The following is a 15,284-nucleotide window of genomic DNA, read 5'->3' on the forward strand; positions in this document are numbered from 1 at the left end:
CTCGACCGGGCGACCGACGCCGGTCGGCGGGCCGTCGTCACCTGCTTCCGACAACCGGGGCACGCTCGACGGCGACGCCCGCATCCGCCGCGCTCTCGACGAGAAGAACAACGTCGAGGGCCTGAAGCCGCTGAGGCACAGACTGCAGGGGAGGCTGGGCAGCCTCGGCATGCACCACGACCTCGGCAACCTGTACGTCGTCGACACGAGCTTCTTCCCGATCATCGGGGCGGTCAATCCGTCCTTGACCGCCATCGCCAACGCCCTGCGGGTCGGTGACCACTCGTGGCCCGGCTGGGTTGAGACCGGCGCTGCCCGGCCTGTGAGTGGTCCGTCCGGACGAAGACGCTCGGCTCAACGGCCCAAAGGCGATGCGGAGGAGATGCCGGCCACCTCATCGGGTGATTGCGTGAGCTGCCCGGCCGCGCCGGGCCCGGGGCGACCCCGCAGCGAGGAGGCAGGGAATGGGTTCCACTGTGGGGGCACCGCAGGATGTGATCCCGGCGCGCTTGCTGCACGGCCAGAAGGCGCTGGTCACCGGCGCCACTTCGGGCATCGGCAAGGCCACGGCCATCGGTCTGGGCCGAGCGGGTGCCGACGTGGTCGTGAACTACGTGTCGGACCGCGAGGCCGCCGAAGAGGTGGTCCAGGAGATCACCTCGTTCGGGGTTCGCGCCGCGGCGTACGAGGCCGACGTGTCCCAGGAGCTGGCTCCCGAGAAGATCCGGGTGAACGCGGTGGCCTGGGGGCGATCAGGACGCCGATCAACCGTGCCGCCTGGGAGACGCCCCAGGCACGGGAGGACCTCCTGCGGCTCATTCCGTACGACCGGATCGGCGATCCCGAGGACATCGCGAGCGCCGTCGTCGCGCTCGCTTCCGACCTCATGGACTACGTGGTGGGAACCACCCTGTACGTAGACGGCGGCATGACCCTCTTCCCAGGCTTCGCCACGGGCGGATGACCGTCTCACGCCCTGCCACGTCCACGACCAGCGAAGGCCTGCATGTCCCCCTCGCTCCATCTACTGGCGGATGCCCCGGCCCAACTCCTGCCGGCCCGGGCACTCATGGCCTTCACCTTGGCCTCCCCCATCATCCTGGTGCCCCTCGGCGTCGCCTTCCCCTTCATCACCCTCGTCATGAACACGCCGCAGGGCTTCTCGCTCGACTCCGCGGGCGACCCGGTAGACGTGGACGTGCGGAAGGCGATCTTCACGCCCAGGTTCGGCCCGCAGTACTGGCGCGGATCAGCGTCGGCTCGTCGTGCCGGCCGTCGTCCTCCTCTACCGGCTCGACGCGCACGGTGAACTCGAAAAGCTCACCGACGCCGACCTGCGGAGAGGGAGCGGCCCCACAGACGACGGGACGGCACCCAGCCCCTGATCGCCCCGTGTTCGTCCTGGACGCCCCTCACGCCAAGATTCCGAGGAAGGAAGCCGCTGTGACCGACGACGAGATCCTTCTCGGTCTCGCCCTGACGGTGGTGCTCGCGACCGGATCGCAGATCCTGGCGAGCAAACTGCGCGTCCCGGCCCTGATCATCCTGCTGCCCGCCGGGTTCACCGCCGGCGCGATCACCGACGTCATCCACCCGGACAAGCTGCTGGGGCCGGACTTCTCCGCCCTGGTGTCGCTGTCCGTCGCGGTGATCCTCTACGACGCCGGTCTGGGGCTCGACCTGCGCAAGCTGGTCCACCCCACCCGAGGGATCGTGGGCAGGCTCCTCGCGTACGGCGTGCTGCTCACCTTCCTCGTCACCGGGACGGTGGCACCGGCGATGTTCGACATGCCCCTGCGCGTGGCCGCGATGCTCGGCATGATCCTCGTCGTCTCGGGGCCCACGGTCGTCGGGCCGATCCTCGACTTCGTGCGGCCGAGCGACAAGGTGCGGCGCATCCTCATCTGGGAGGGGACGCTGACCGACCCGATCGGCGCCATCCTCGGCGCGCTCACGTTCCACGCGGTCGCCTCGTCTCACCAGATCGACATCGGCCGGGGTTACCAGCTGGGCCAGTTCATGCTCAGCCTCGCCTTCGGGCTGGCGGGCGGCGTCGTGGCCACCGCTCTGCTGTGGTTCACCCTGCGCACCCTGAGGCTCGGCGAGACGCTGGGAACGCTGGCACAGCTCGCCGTCGTGATCGGCGTATCGGCGGGCTGTGACATCGTGCGGGACGACACGGGGCTCATCGCCGCGATCGTGGCGGGCCTCGCCGTCTCCAACATCCGCGGCTTCGACATGCCCTCGCGCCGCCCGTTCCTGGAGACCCTGGTCCAGCTGATCATCGGGCTGCTGTTCGTCTCCATCTCCGCCACCGTCACCCCGTCGTCCCTCGTGCCGGTGCTCCTTCCCGCGCTCGGCCTGATCGCGATCCTCGTCCTGGTGGTCCGCCCGATCGTGGCCTTCGGCGCCTCGGCACGCACCGACCTCACCCGCGGCGAGCGCGCCTTCGTCGGATGGATGGACCCACGCGGCATCGTCGCGGCGGCGACGGCGTCGGCCTTCTCCGCCGGCCTGGTGGAACGGGGAGTGCCCGGGGCGGCGAAGATCCTCCCCGTCACCTTCCTGGTGATCGTGGGGACCGTGCTGCTCTACTCGCTGACGGCGGCGCCGATCGCCAGACGGCTGGGGGTCGTCAAGAAGGAAGGCACCCGCGTCCTTCTCGTGGGTGGCCAGCCGTGGGTGGTCGACCTGGGCAGGGCCCTGAGAACCGCCGGCCTCGACGTGCTGATGTGGGCGGGACTCGACGAGGAACGGGAACAGATCAGGCGGGCGGGCCTCGAACTGGCCGAGGGCGACCTGCTGGCCACGGCCATCAACCCCGGGGCCCGTCTGGAGGGCGTGACGGCCGTCTTCCTGGCCACCGACGACGACGACTTCAACGCACTCGCCTCGATCGTGATGCAGGACAACGTCGAGGGTCCCGTCTACCGGGTGGGGCCGCCGCACGACAGCCACGGCGTGGTCGCTCCGTACACCGGCGGCGACATCCTCTTCGGGCGCTCCCTGGTCCGCCACGTCCTGGCGGAACGCTATGCGCAGGGCGCCCGGTTCGTGGTGCGGCCGGCGGGCGGCCCGACGTCGCCGGAGGGCGACACGCTGTTCGTCGTACGGGCCGACCACCGGCTGGACCCCGTCACGGAGAGGGGCGAGACCGTACCGCAGGAGGGTGACACCCTCGTCCTCCTCGGGCCCGCGCCCACCAGCGCTCCGCGCTGAGTCGCTCGGGGCCTACGGTCCGGCGCGACCGCGGTGCAGGTCGTCAACTACGTCGAGTGGTTCCTGCACACGGTCGGGAACACACGGCTGCCAGGACGCTACGTCCTGGCCGATCGCGGCGGGAACGCGCGACTGGTGCTGCCGGGCCGGGACTGGGACGACTACCTGGAGCTCACCGTCTGCGAGATCCGTGACTACGACGGTTCATCCGTGCAGATCTGCCGCAGGTTCCGGGCCATGTTCGAGGGCCTGCTCGACGCCCTGCCGCCGTCGCGGCACTCCGCCGTGCACACGCAGTTGCTCCTCCTGCGTGAGGCGGTCGAGCGCGAGTTCACCGACCCCGGCCGCCAGCGGTCGAATGCGGCGTCGACCGCCTCAAGAGGATCCGGGCCGTGGCCACGCGGCGTGACCGGCTTGCGGTCCGATACGCGGCGCCCGTCCCCGCCGCGGCCATCGGCGAGTGGCCGTGACCAGCACATGCGACGTACCGGCGCACGTGCTCAGTCGGGGACGTGGACGGCAGCATCCGTGCCGGTGCGATCCGTCACGACCTGCTGGAAGTGGGCGCACTGGGTGAGGTCCTCGTGTTCACAGCCGAGGGCGCATTCGATGAGGTCGAGGGATGCCTGCGCAGCGGCCATACGGGAGCGAAGCGCGTCGGCCTCTGCGCGCAGGATGTTCCGTCGCTGCACGGCATCGGCGGTAGCGGTCAGCGAGCGGATGATGTCGAGGGAGAGCCCCGCGTCCTTGGCGCGCAGGATGACGGCGACGCGGGTGAGGTCGGCGACGCGGTAGCGGCGGCGGCCGGCGGCGTCACGTGCGGGGGTCAGGAGCCCCATCGACTCCCAGTGACGCAGGACGTGCGTGGCCAGGCCGAAGCGTTCGGCGAGGGCCCCGATGCCCATCGAGTCACGCTCGTCGCCACCAGGCGCGCTTTGCCCGCTTGACTTCATGCCGACATTAAGTCGCAGTCTGGCGCTCATGACCAGGGAAACGGAACAGACACCCCAGCCGGCGAACGACCTCGTAGCACGGCTCGACGCCGCCGACCGACTGCCGGGCGCCGAGTTGCTGCGAACTCTCTCCTACGACTTGCTCGGCGCCGAACCCGCAACGTCCGTGGTGGACGTGGGCTGTGGCGCCGGACGGGCCGTGGCGGAACTGGCCGAACGGGGCGTGAATGCCATCGGTGTGGACCCGAGCGAGCGGATGATCGCCACCGCCCGTGGACGGTGGCCCGAGGCGGACTTCCGGATCGCGGGAGCGTACGAGCTGCCGCTCCCGGACGCCTCGGTGGACGGTTACCGAGCCGACAAGGTCTTCCACGAACTGGACGAACCGGAGCGGGCGTTGGCGGAGGCCCACAGGGTTCTCGTGCCCGGAGGGCGGATCCTGCTGGTCGGCCAGGACTGGGACACCCTCGTCATCGACTCCGACGATCCGGCCCTCACCCGCACCATCGTGCACGCCCGCGCCGACCTGACCGCCGCCCCGCGTGCTGCTCGCCGATACCGCAACCTGCTCCTGAACAGCCGCTTCACCGATGTGACGGTCGAGGTGCACACAGGTGTCTTCACCGGGTCGGCGATGTTGCCCCTGCTCACTGGCCTGGCCGAAGCAGCCTGCTCATCCGGCGCCGTTACGCGCGAGCAGGCGGTCGACTGGATCGCCGAACAGCGTGCGCGAGCCGAGACCGACCACCTCTTCCTGGCTGTTCCGATGTTCGTGGCAGCGGCGACCGCACCACAGTGAGGCGGCGATCACCTGACCAGGCGTGGGCCGGAGCCGCGCGCCCAGGCCCGCCCCACAGGAGGACAGCCACGCGGGCGCGGCACCCTTTCGCCGGAGCCGTCACCCTTCCCGGTGGGCGAGTCCTGGTCCGTCGTCCTCCGCCGCCGCGGCCGTCCGCACCCGTTGCTCCTCGCGAGCGGAGCCGACGTCGCGTTCCAGGGGTGTACGGCTCACAGCCGTCGCGAGGTCCTCCAAGGCCTGCTTCTGCAGTTCCGCCTCGCGCCGTAGCACCGGGCTCCCGTCCCCGCCGGCGGAGCCCTCCCACGCCTGGAGCGCCTCTTCCACGCGCTCCCACTCCGGATTCCTGTGCTCGCGCACGTCGACCGCCGCCTGCGCGGTGTCCGCCTCCAGTGCCTCGGCGAACCGCTTCGCCTCCGGTGCGGGGCGGCTGCCGGCCCGCGGGACATGGCTCTCCATGAGCATCGCCGCCCGGCCGAACCCCTTGAGCGCCTCCTGCGCCTCCTGGGCCTCGCGCGACGTCAGACCCCTGGGGCGGACCGGTTCCTGCCTTGCCTGGTCGTATGTCTCCTGCCAGGCGGCACGTGCCTCCCTGCTCGCCAGTAGTGCTCTGCGCACGTCGGCGTGATGCTCGCGGGTGGGTTCGGCGTAGCTGCGGAGCACCGCGGCCGTGTACCGGCCGTCGGCGGCGAGCCAGTCCGCGAGCCGGCCCGTCAGCCGGGGTGTCTCCCATGCGGGGAAGACCACGTACGCCAGCATCGCCAGAGCCCCGCCGAGCAGGGTGAGCAGCACCCGCTCCGGGACCGTCTGCTCCCATGCGTGGCCGCCCATGCCGAGCAGGAAGACGACGTACGCGGCAGTGAAGCACTGGGAGTAGGCGTAGCCGGTACGGATCAGGGTGTAGGACAGGCCCGCCGAGAACACCGCCAGCGCGCCGAACACCTGGGCGTCCGGGCCCAGGGCCCGCACCATCCCGGTGGCGAGCCCGACGCCCGCCAGGGTCCCGGCGAGACGGGCCACCGCGCGCGCGTACGTCCGATGGAAGTCCGGCCGCATCACCATCACCGAGGTGATGGGGGCCCAGTAGCCGTGTCCCACGGGCAGCCGGGCGGCGATCAGGTAGCCGAGCGTGGCCACCGCCGCCAGGCGGACGGCGTGCCGGAACACGGGAGAGTCCCGGCGTAGCTCCCGGCGGACAGCCCGGACGACGACCGGGAGCAGCCGGAACAACGTCGGGCGCACCAGGAACTGCGCGCCCGCGGAGCCGGGTGGCGTGGGCGTCTTCCCGGGCGCGTCTCCGAGCCCGGCGATCTCCAACGCCTCGCCGAGCAGTTCCACGAGCCGCTCGGCGGCCTGCCGCGCGGGGCCCTCCAGCACCTCGTGCTCCTCGTCGACGCGCAGGACGTCTGTGCTTCCGGGCGGTACCTCGGCGGGAGTGCCGCGGCGGATCGAGCGGGCGGCCGCGTCCAGGACCTCTGCGGCCGCGTCGAGCAACTCCCGCGCGCGGTCCCGCCCGGGGCCCTCCGCCGGGGCGCCGACGTCCGGGTCGGCGAGTGCGGCGACGGCCGGCAGAATGCGCTCGGCAAGTCCCCGGGGGCCGTGGAGAACGGAGGGGCGGGAACGGGCTTGTGAGGGCGTCACCGCGGCCGCGTCCCGGGCCGTCATCAACGGCTCAGGGTCGAACGGGGCGGTCGGGTCGTGCCGCAGCCGGCGTGCGTAGTCCGCCACGGCGGCCAGGGCGTCGGCGAGCGCGTCACGATGCGCCCCCCAACGGCGGATCGGGAACAGCAGGATCAGCACAGCCTGCACCACGCCCCCGAGCGCGATGACCCCGGCGTGCTCCAGAGCCCGCCCTACGCTCGTGGGCAGGGTGATGGTCACCAGCATGCTGCCGACCATCGTCGCCGCGACGATCCCGGCGGTCGATCCGGCGGCCCACGCCATCCCCGCGACGAAGGCCCATGCGGCCAGCAGCGGGAGGAACGTCACGAGGCGCCCCGCCGCCAGATAGCCTACGAAGGTGCTGAGCGCCAGACCGGCGCCCGCGCCGAGCGCGATCACTTTGCGTGGACGCCAGGTGCGCTGGAAAGTGGCTGCGCCCGCGGAATAGGCACCGAGGGCGGCGGACGCGGCGTACGACGGGGAGGCCAGCCACAGCGCCGGCCCGACGATGATCGCCACCCCGGCAGCTGTGCGCAACGCGAGCAGGGGCTCCAGTCGCGCCTCCTCGATGGTGAGCCCGGATCGCACGACTTCCCGGAGGGCCCGCAGCCACGTCACGGACATGACCCTAGCCGGGGCCCCGGACGCGTCGCGCCAGCCGCGCCGCCGCCTCCCGCCCTCGGACCCCGTCGGTGGTGCCGCCGCCGGTCCGTCTCGGGGCCCGGATGATCACCGACCGCCGACGCGTCTCCGGCTCAGGTCGCCGGCTGGTCGCCCCGGAGCAGATGGCGACGTTCCTCCTCGCGCTTGGAGTAGGCGGCTGCGCGGATCGCCTCGTCGCTCTCCAGTCCTGATCCCAGCGCGCCGCCCACGGTGGCGACCGAAGCGACGAACCAGGACAACGTCACGTACTCCGTGGCGTCCAGCGGGGTTCGTGTCATGGAGGCGAACACTCGGTCGGTGAGGATGAACAGCGCCCACGTCAGGTTGATGACGATCAAGCCCCCGTAGCAGATGAGCACACCGATCCCCACGGTCATGACCGTCGAGGCGTTGTAGAGCCTCGTCCTCTGCCTCGCCTCCGGCGAGCCCTCTGTCGATCGATGCCACAGCTCCCCGTCCACGATCAGCCAGCCGATCATGAGCGCGATGGACCCGGCCATGGCGATCACGAGGCGTGGCGCGCTGAGGGCCTCGGCCAGGCTCCAGGTGGTGGAGTTCACGGTGGCGACTGCTCCGGTGGCGAGTGCGGCCGCCAGGGCTTTCGACAAGCCGGGCACCAACCGCCACGGCCGGTTCGCGCGGACCATACCGACGAGCACCCTCAGATATCCGCGGGGCCCGCTGACGACGTACCGGAGATCGGCGGTCTCCTCCTCACCGATCGGGCCCGGATGGACAGGCGTGAGGCGAGCGGCGAAAGGCCCCAGAAACGGCTGACTCCGCGCCGGCCCCTCAGTCCCGGTGGCGTGCGGACCCGCCAAGCCGAGCACGGCCTCTTCCACGGCCCGCAGTGCCCTCGTCTGCAGCCGCAAGCCCCCAAGGGAAGGAAGAGACAGCAGCGCCAAGCCGTGTTCGTGACTCAGATCCACCACGATCCTGCGCCCGCGTGAGTGCAGCGGAAGGTCGGTGAGAGCCACGACGATGTCCCAGTTCTCCCTGCTTCCACGGTCCATGATCCGGCGCATCAAGGTGGGCGGGTCCTCCGTCCCTGAGGTGAATGGCTCACTGACCACCTCGACGTCGAACAGTCGGCCCTGGCCCGCCTTCTCGGCGAGCCGCGCAGGAAGTATCCGGGCCATGCGCCGCGCGATGTCCGTGGGCGCGTCCGGGTCCGCCAGGAGTGCCACGACCGTAACGTCCTGCGACGACACCCGCACGACCGGACCATCCTCCTCGGCTGCCCCTTCGCGATTGCGAGGGTTCACAGGATGCCCCGGGGGTGAGGTCGAAGCCGCTGTGACACGCTGTTCCTGCGCGTGTGGCCTCGGGGTCAGCGCGAGGACCCGGACCCGCCCGCAGCCGGCTGATGTCCCTCGGAGTCGGCGGCGACCAGGTTTCCCCTCCTCTCCCGGTGCTCGTGCACGAGCCGGATCGCCATGGCCCCCTCACCGGTCGCCGAGGCCACCCGTTTCACCGAGCCGCTTCGGACGTCGCCGGCGGCGAAGACCCCGGGAAGGGTGGTCTCCAGGAGCATCGGGTCGCGGCCTAGTGAGGCCCACCGATGCGCGTCGGCCACCGCCTGGGCGTCGGCGCCGGTGAGGACGAAGCCCTTCTCGTCCAGTGCCAGCACGCCCCTGAGCCATTCCGTGTGCGGCCGGGCCCCGATGAACACGAACAGTGCCGCGGCCCGCAGCTCGCGGCGCTCACCGCTTGTGTTGTCCTCCACCGTCAGGGACTCCAGCTTCTCCTCCCCAAGGACGCCCCGTACTTCGGTGTGGAGCAGCACCTCGATCCTGGGGTGCTGCTCCACCTGGTCCACCAGGTAGCGCGACATGTCCGCATGGAGGTCACCGCCCCGGACGAGGAGGTGGACCCTGGACGCGTGGTCGGCGAGGAACAGCGCCGCCTGCCCGGCGGAGTTCCCCCCGCCGACCACGGCGACCGGATCCGCCTGGCAGAGACTGGCCTCGTGGACCGTCGCCGCGTAGTAGACGCTGATGCCTTCCAGGCGGTCGATGCCGGGCACGTCGAGCCGTCGGTACCACACGCCCGAGGCGAGCACCACGGCTCCGGCCCGGACCCGGGACCCGTCGGTGAAGGTGACGGCGTACTCATCGTCCTGCGGGATGAGCCCGCTGACCTGCGCCGGGACCATGAGGCGGGCACCGAACTTGTCTGCTTGGAGCACCGCGCGTTCGATGAGCTCGCCCCCGGAGATGCCCGACGGGAAGCCAAGGTAGTTCTCGATGCGTGACGAGGTAGCGGCCTGGCCTCCGGTGGCGACCGCGTCGACGGTGACCGTGGTGAGGCCGTCGGAAGCGCCGTACACGGAGGCGGCGAGTCCCGCGGGGCCCGCACCGACGACCATCACGTCGCACCGTCCGGCCTCGGACGAGGGGGCGGGTGCGGGGGCGGGCAGCCCGATGAGCCGGGCGAGTTCGGCGTTGCTCGGATTGCGCAGCACCCTGTCGCCCTTCCAGAGGACCACCGGTGTCTCCTCGGGGCGGATGGCGAACCGGCGCAGGAGTGCCTCGGCCTCCTCGTCCTTCTCAAGATCCACCCAGCGGTGGGGCAGCCGGTTGCGTGCGGCGAACTCCCGCAGCCGCAGCGTGTCCGGTGAATAGCACGATCCCAGGATCCGGAAGCCGGCGCCGATGCCGATGAGCAGGTACCTGCGGCCCAGGTAGGCGCGGAGGATCAGGTCGCCCAGGACGGGGTCGCGGCCGACCAGAGCGCGTTGCCGCTCCACCGGTACGGCCAGGATCTCGCCCGCCTGGCGCATCACGGCGGTGTCGAACGCCGCCTGGCCCTCCAGCAGCCCGAGTTCACCGAGGAACCTGCCGGGGCCGTGCACGGCCACCGTCCGCTCGTCGGGCCCGCCCTGGTCGTGGAGGATCTCGACGGTCCCGCTGAGGATCGCGAGGAACTCGCGGAACGGCCGGCCCTCGCGGTACAGCACCTCGCCCTCGGCGGTCCTGCGGCGTTCACCATGCGCGGTCAGGTCCTCGAGCTGCTCCGGCGTGAGACGCGGGAAAGCCCCGTACCGGTCAGGTGTCTCGCGGACCGCACCACGCTCGTGCTCGGCCGTGCTCATCAGACCAGGGCCTCGTGAACGAAGCACCAGCGCCAGTCCTCTCCCGGCTCGAAGGACTGCACGATGGGGTGACCGACGCTCCCCGCGTGCCGTCTGGCGTGCTTGAGGACAGAGGAGTCACAGCAGCCGACGTGTCCGCAGGTGAGACAGAGGCGCAGGTGCACCCACGGCGCATGCTCCCTGAGGCACTCCTCGCAGCCGTCGGGGGTACGCGGGATCACCGGGCGCACCATCGCCAGGTGGGGGTCGGGAATCGTCGTGGCCATGAGGGTTGTCCTTCCATGAATGGGCCTGATCGGCCGCGGCCGGAGGTGGTCTTCCTCAGCACCGCCATGACGGAGGCGCTGAGCGAGCGCGGCGACCGGGCGGTACCGGTATCGCGGCTGCGGCGGGCTCCCAGGTCACCGCCGTATCGCGGATACGGTGGGCTGCCAGGTCACCGCACCGTGATGTTCGCCCTCCCGCAGTGGTCTACCGCCCCTCCATCGCCTGCTCGACCCACGCGCGCAGAACGTGCGCGGGTGCCGCGCCGGCCTGCCGGGCGATCGTCGCGCCCTTGTCCAGGACGAGGAGGGTCGGCACAGCCTGCACTTCGAACCGACGGCTGAGCCGTGGGTTCTTGTCGACGTCGACCTTGACGAGCTTGATGCGTCCAGCGAGGTCGCGGGCGACCTGTTCCAGGGCGGGGCTGACCATGCGACAGGGGCCGCACCACGTGGCCCAGAGGTCGACGACGACGGGCACGGTGGCCCGCTCGGCGACCTCGTCGAAGTCGTCGTCGCCCGCGTCCACGAGCCAGGGCAGGGGTTGCTTGCAGTGGCCGCACCTGGGTCGTCCTTCGGCGGCCACGGGGATCCGGTTGACGTGCTCGCAGTGGGGGCAGGTCACCGTCGTCGTCCGGGTGGTGTTCACGCCGCCCTCGCTTCCCGGTCTCCCTGCTGCTGGTCGTAGGTGACCGCCAGCTCTCCGTGCTCGGCGTCGACGCGCACCGTCGCGCCGTCCTGGACGTCGCCGCGCAGAAGAGCGCGTCCGACGAGCGTCTCGACCTCGTGGGAGATGTAACGCCGCAGCGGCCGCGCCCCGTACACCGGGTCGTAGCCCTGGTGGGCGATCAGCTCCTTCGCGGCGTCGGTGAGTTCGACGGTGATCCGGCGCTCGGCGAGCCGGTGCCGCAGCTCGTCGAACTGCAGCTCCACGATCCGCTCGATCTGCCGCTCACCGAGCGGCTTGAACAGCACGATGTCGTCGACGCGGTTGAGGAACTCCGGGCGGAAGTGCCCGCGCAGCTCACCCATCACCAGGGCGCGGGCGTCGGGCTTGATCTCGCCCTCGGCGGTGGCGCCGTCGAGGAGGTACTCGGAGCCGATGTTGGACGTCATGATGATCACGGTGTTGCGGAAGTCGACGGTGCGGCCCTGAGCATCGGTGATGCGGCCGTCGTCGAGGGCCTGCAGCAGCGTGTTGAAGACATCGGTGTGCGCCTTCTCGATCTCGTCGAACAGCACGACCGAGTACGGCTTGCGGCGTACCGCCTCGGTGAGCTGGCCGCCTTCCTCGTAGCCGACGTATCCGGGAGGTGCGCCCATGAGCCGGCTGACGGTGTGCCGCTCCTGGTACTCGCTCATGTCGAGGCGGACCATGTTCTCCTCGGAGTCGAACAGGGCCCGGGCGAGGGTTTTGGCCAGCTCGGTCTTCCCGACGCCGGTGGGGCCGAGGAAGATGAACGATCCGATGGGGCGGCGAGGGTCGCGGATGCCGGAACGGGCGCGGATGATGGCGTCGGTGACGAGCTTGACGGCCTCGTCCTGGCCGATGACGCGCTCGCGCAGGATCTCGTCGAGGCGCAGCAGCTTCTCGCGTTCGCCCTCCTGGAGGCGGGCGACGGGGACGCCGGTCCAGGCGGCGACGATCTCGGCGATCTCCTCCTCGGTGACGACCTCCCGCAGCAGCCGGTTCTGCCCTTGCTTGGCGGCCAGTTGCTCCTCCTCTGCGGCGAGTCGGCGCTCCAGGTCCTGGAGGCGGCCGTAGCGGAGTTCGGCGGCACGGTTGAGGTCGTAGGCGCGTTCGGCCTCCTCCGCCTCGTGGCGGACCTGCTCCAGTTCCTGGCGCAGTTCCTGCACGCGGCGGATCGCCTGCCTCTCAGCCTCCCACTGGGCGTGCTTGGAGTCGGCCTCGGCGCGCAGGTCTGCCAGTTCCCTGCGCAGCTCTTGCAGACGGGCTTCGCTGGCGGCGTCGGTCTCCTTGGAGAGGGCGGCGTCCTCGATCTCCAGGCGGGTGACGCGGCGGGTGATCTCGTCGAGTTCGGCGGGCATGGAGTCGATCTCGGTACGCAGCCGGGCGCACGCCTCGTCCACGAGGTCGATGGCCTTGTCCGGCAGGAACCGGTCGGTGATGTACCGGTGGCTGAGTGTGGCCGCGGAGACCAGCGCGGTGTCCTGGATCTTCACACCGTGGAAGACCTCCAGGCGTTCGCGCAGTCCTCGCAGGATGGAGATGGTGTCCTCCACGCTCGGCTCGTCGACCAGCACTTGCTGGAAGCGGCGTTCGAGGGCGGCGTCCTTCTCGATGTGCTTGCGGTACTCGTCGAGGGTGGTCGCGCCGATCATGTGCAGTTCTCCGCGCGCGAGCATCGGCTTGAGCATGTTGCCTGCGTCCATGGCCCCTTCGGCGGCGCCCGCGCCCACGACGGTGTGCAGTTCGTCGACGAAGAGCAGGATGCCCCCCTGCGCCGCCTTGACCTCGCTGAGTACGGCCTTGAGGCGTTCCTCGAACTCACCGCGGTACTTGGCCCCGGCGACCAGGGAACCCATGTCGAGAGCGAACACGATCTTGTCGCGGAGTCCTTCGGGCACGTCGCCGCGGACGATGCGCTGGGCGAGACCCTCGACGATCGCGGTCTTGCCGACGCCCGGGTCGCCGATGAGGACCGGGTTGTTCTTGGACTTGCGGCTGAGAATCTGGGTGACACGGCGGATCTCGGCGTCCCGGCCGATGACCGGGTCGAGCCTGCCGGCCCTGGCCTCCACGACCAGGTCGCGGCCGTACTTCTCCAGAGCCTCGTAGGCGACTTCAGGGTTGGCGGAGGTGACGCGCTGGTTGCCGCGGACCTGGGTGAGCGCGCTCAGGAACGAGTCCCTGGTGATGCCCGCCTCCTTGAGCAGACGCCCGGCCGTGGTCGAGGAGCCCTCCTCAGCCAGGGCGAGCACGAGGTGCTCCACGGACACGTACTCGTCCTTGAGGCGTTTGGCCTCCCGTTCGGCGGCGTCGAGCAGGCGGGCGAGGCGCTGGGTGACGAAGACCTGACCGGGTGCCGCGCCGGGGCCGGTGACCTTCGGACGGCGGGAGAGTTCCTCGCGCACGGCTGCGCGCAGTTCCTTCGGCTCGGTGCCGGCCTGCTGCAGCAACCGGGGGATCAGACCGTCCTCCTGATCGAGAAGGGCGAGCAGCAGGTGTTCCCCGTCGACCTCGGTGTGCCCCATGCCGACGGCCGCGGTCTGGGCCTCCTGGAGGGCTTCCTGGGACTTCTGGGTGAGGCGGTTCATGTCCATGGGGGTGTTTCACTCCTCGTGCCGCGGCCGCGCAGGGCGGCTTCGAGCAGGCTGATGCGGTCGAGCAGGTCGAGCACCAGGCCGATGGATGCGTAGTTGAGGCAGAGTCCGGAGCGCAGCCGCTGGATGCGGGCGAGGACCGCCGGGGCCGTGGGGTCGAACACCAGCTGCTCCGCGGCGTCGCGTTCGGCGTCGACCAGGCCCAGGGCGACGAACCGGCGGATCAGATCGGGGTGGAGGCCCGAGCGACGGGCCACGGCATGCAGGGAGAGCCGGGGGGTGGGCACGAGTGCGTACCGGACAGACGTCGAGGCGGTGATGTCAGCGCCCGTTCGTACCGGACGGCCGCCCACGCCGGCCCGGCCGGTGCCTGCCGCTCCCGAGGGTCGGTCGTTCATCGCGTCCTCCTGGGGTCGAACGAGGAAGTGGCGGCGAGCTCCTCGAACAGTGCGCGCTCCCGGTCGCCCAAGGTGGGCGGCACCATGACGCGGAGTTCGGCGTACAGGTCACCGTCGGGGCCACGCGGGTTGGGCATGCCCTCGCCGCGCAGCCGCAGTCGCCGACCGCTGGACGTGCCCGCCGGCACCGTGACCTTGGCCGTGCCACCGCCAGGGGTGGGCACCGGCACGGTCGCGCCCAGGGCCGCCTCCCAGGGAGTGACCGGTAGCTGGACGTGGACATCGCGGCCGTCCAGCCGGAACTGTGAGTGGGGCTGGATACGCACCCGCAGGTACAGGTCACCTCCGGGGGCGTCACCGCTTCCCTGGCCGCCCTCCCCCGCCAGCCGGATCCGCTGCCCGTCGGTGACGCCCGGCGGCACCTCGACCTCGTACCGCCGCGGCTGACCGGCGGGCCCGGCGAGCGTGACGGTGCGACGGCCGCCCCTGAACGCCTCCTCCACGGTGAGCGGCAGCTCGGCCTCCTGGTCGGCTCCCGGTACACCGCCGCGGGCGGCGCCTGCTCCGAAGAGCGAGCCGAACAGGTCCTCGAAGTCGACACCTTCCGTTGTGAAGTCGTCGCCGAAGCCGGTGGCGTACCGGACGCGGGGGCCTCCCGCGCCCGCGGTCCTCCGGGCGCGGAAGCCGCCGCCGGCGCCGGCGGCGACCCGTTCGTCGAAGTCCTCGGGGATCTTGCGGAAGTCCTCGCCGAAGCGGTCGTACCGAGCCCGGGTCTTCGGGTCCGACAGGACGCTGTACGCCTCGTTGAGGTCCTTGAAGCGTTCCTCCGCCCCCGGGTCCTTGTTGACGTCGGGGTGGTACTTGCGGGCGAGCTTGCGATACGCCTGCTGGATCTCGTCCTGGCTCGCGGTCCTCGACACGCCCAGCACCTCGTAGAAGTCCTGTGCCATC

Annotated in this window: 11 protein-coding genes and 4 pseudogenes; 6 read left to right on the forward strand and 9 right to left on the reverse strand. The window is 71.0% G+C overall.

Features of this window, described 5'->3' with window-relative positions:
• Positions 1 to 28: 28 nt before the first annotated feature.
• From ACIP84_RS02725 to ACIP84_RS02745, 5 genes and pseudogenes are all read left to right on the forward strand, one after another.
• Positions 29 to 283: pseudogene (locus ACIP84_RS02725) on the forward strand (GMC oxidoreductase); the annotation flags it as partial.
• Positions 284 to 464: 181 nt separating this feature from the next.
• Positions 465 to 964, forward strand: a pseudogene (locus ACIP84_RS02730) (SDR family oxidoreductase).
• Between the two features lie 42 nt (positions 965 to 1,006).
• Positions 1,007 to 1,243, forward strand: a pseudogene (locus ACIP84_RS02735) (hypothetical protein); the annotation flags it as partial.
• Between the two features lie 200 nt (positions 1,244 to 1,443).
• Positions 1,444 to 3,219, forward strand: a complete 1,776-nt coding sequence (locus ACIP84_RS02740) for a cation:proton antiporter (RefSeq protein WP_401795616.1) — start codon at positions 1,444 to 1,446, stop codon at positions 3,217 to 3,219.
• A 33-nt stretch (positions 3,220 to 3,252) separates the two neighbouring features.
• Positions 3,253 to 3,450: pseudogene (locus tag ACIP84_RS02745) on the forward strand (DUF2254 domain-containing protein); the annotation flags it as partial.
• A gap of 269 nt (positions 3,451 to 3,719) precedes the next feature.
• Here the strand turns inward: ACIP84_RS02745 and ACIP84_RS02750 are convergent.
• Positions 3,720 to 4,124: a MerR family transcriptional regulator gene (locus ACIP84_RS02750; protein WP_355961639.1), complete on the reverse strand. Its 405-nt coding sequence runs from the start codon at positions 4,122 to 4,124 to the stop codon at positions 3,720 to 3,722.
• 76 nt (positions 4,125 to 4,200) lie between these two features.
• Between ACIP84_RS02750 and ACIP84_RS02755 the strand changes: the two genes are divergently transcribed.
• Entirely contained in the window at positions 4,201 to 4,971 is a 771-nt protein-coding gene (locus ACIP84_RS02755) for a methyltransferase domain-containing protein (RefSeq protein ID WP_401795619.1), read from the forward strand.
• A 99-nt stretch (positions 4,972 to 5,070) separates the two neighbouring features.
• On the opposite strand, the gene ACIP84_RS02760 is transcribed toward ACIP84_RS02755, so the two are convergent.
• From ACIP84_RS02760 to ACIP84_RS02795, 8 genes are all read right to left on the reverse strand, one after another.
• Positions 5,071 to 7,248: an FUSC family protein gene (locus tag ACIP84_RS02760; protein ID WP_401793660.1), complete on the reverse strand. Its 2,178-nt coding sequence runs from the start codon at positions 7,246 to 7,248 to the stop codon at positions 5,071 to 5,073.
• Between the two features lie 137 nt (positions 7,249 to 7,385).
• Positions 7,386 to 8,480: a hypothetical protein gene (locus tag ACIP84_RS02765; RefSeq protein ID WP_401793663.1), complete on the reverse strand. Its 1,095-nt coding sequence runs from the start codon at positions 8,478 to 8,480 to the stop codon at positions 7,386 to 7,388.
• Between the two features lie 143 nt (positions 8,481 to 8,623).
• Positions 8,624 to 10,387: an FAD-dependent oxidoreductase gene (locus ACIP84_RS02770; RefSeq protein WP_401793666.1), complete on the reverse strand. Its 1,764-nt coding sequence runs from the start codon at positions 10,385 to 10,387 to the stop codon at positions 8,624 to 8,626.
• Positions 10,387 to 10,653, reverse strand: a complete 267-nt coding sequence (locus ACIP84_RS02775) for a UBP-type zinc finger domain-containing protein (RefSeq protein WP_401793669.1) — start codon at positions 10,651 to 10,653, stop codon at positions 10,387 to 10,389. Before ACIP84_RS02775 ends, ACIP84_RS02770 begins: the two co-directional genes overlap by 1 nt.
• Positions 10,654 to 10,858: 205 nt before the next feature.
• On the reverse strand, positions 10,859 to 11,299 hold the full coding sequence (trxA, locus tag ACIP84_RS02780) for a thioredoxin (RefSeq protein WP_355961629.1): 441 nt from the start codon (positions 11,297 to 11,299) through the stop codon (positions 10,859 to 10,861).
• Complete coding sequence (clpB, locus tag ACIP84_RS02785; protein WP_401793673.1) at positions 11,296 to 13,935, reverse strand: ATP-dependent chaperone ClpB; 2,640 nt, start codon at positions 13,933 to 13,935, stop codon at positions 11,296 to 11,298. The genes trxA and clpB overlap by 4 nt, the downstream gene beginning before the upstream one ends.
• The gene (locus tag ACIP84_RS02790; protein WP_401793676.1) at positions 13,926 to 14,333 is read right to left on the reverse strand and encodes a chaperone modulator CbpM; all 408 of its coding nucleotides are present in this window, start codon (positions 14,331 to 14,333) and stop codon (positions 13,926 to 13,928) included. Before ACIP84_RS02790 ends, clpB begins: the two co-directional genes overlap by 10 nt.
• Positions 14,330 to 15,283 (reverse strand): DnaJ C-terminal domain-containing protein, encoded by a 954-nt coding sequence (locus tag ACIP84_RS02795; protein ID WP_401793679.1) that lies wholly within the window; start codon positions 15,281 to 15,283, stop codon positions 14,330 to 14,332. Before ACIP84_RS02795 ends, ACIP84_RS02790 begins: the two co-directional genes overlap by 4 nt.
• Position 15,284: the final 1 nt, after the last annotated feature.

Source organism: Streptomyces sp. NPDC088707 (assembly GCF_044752725.1).
Lineage (GTDB): Bacteria > Actinomycetota > Actinomycetes > Streptomycetales > Streptomycetaceae > Streptomyces.

What these genes read in the sequence shown, in the direction of transcription:
- ACIP84_RS02775 (WP_401793669.1), bottom strand. Translation starts at nt 10,653, where the DNA reads ATGGCCACGACGATTCCCGACCCCCACCTGGCGATGGTGCGCCCGGTG.
- ACIP84_RS02790 (WP_401793676.1), bottom strand. Translation starts at nt 14,333, where the DNA reads ATGAACGACCGACCCTCGGGAGCGGCAGGCACCGGCCGGGCCGGCGTG.
- ACIP84_RS02795 (WP_401793679.1), bottom strand. Translation starts at nt 15,283, where the DNA reads ATGGCACAGGACTTCTACGAGGTGCTGGGCGTGTCGAGGACCGCGAGC.
- ACIP84_RS02750 (WP_355961639.1), bottom strand. Translation starts at nt 4,124, where the DNA reads ATGGGCATCGGGGCCCTCGCCGAACGCTTCGGCCTGGCCACGCACGTC.
- clpB (WP_401793673.1), bottom strand. Translation starts at nt 13,935, where the DNA reads ATGGACATGAACCGCCTCACCCAGAAGTCCCAGGAAGCCCTCCAGGAG.
- ACIP84_RS02755 (WP_401795619.1), top strand. Translation starts at nt 4,201, where the DNA reads ATGACCAGGGAAACGGAACAGACACCCCAGCCGGCGAACGACCTCGTA.
- ACIP84_RS02770 (WP_401793666.1), bottom strand. Translation starts at nt 10,387, where the DNA reads ATGAGCACGGCCGAGCACGAGCGTGGTGCGGTCCGCGAGACACCTGAC.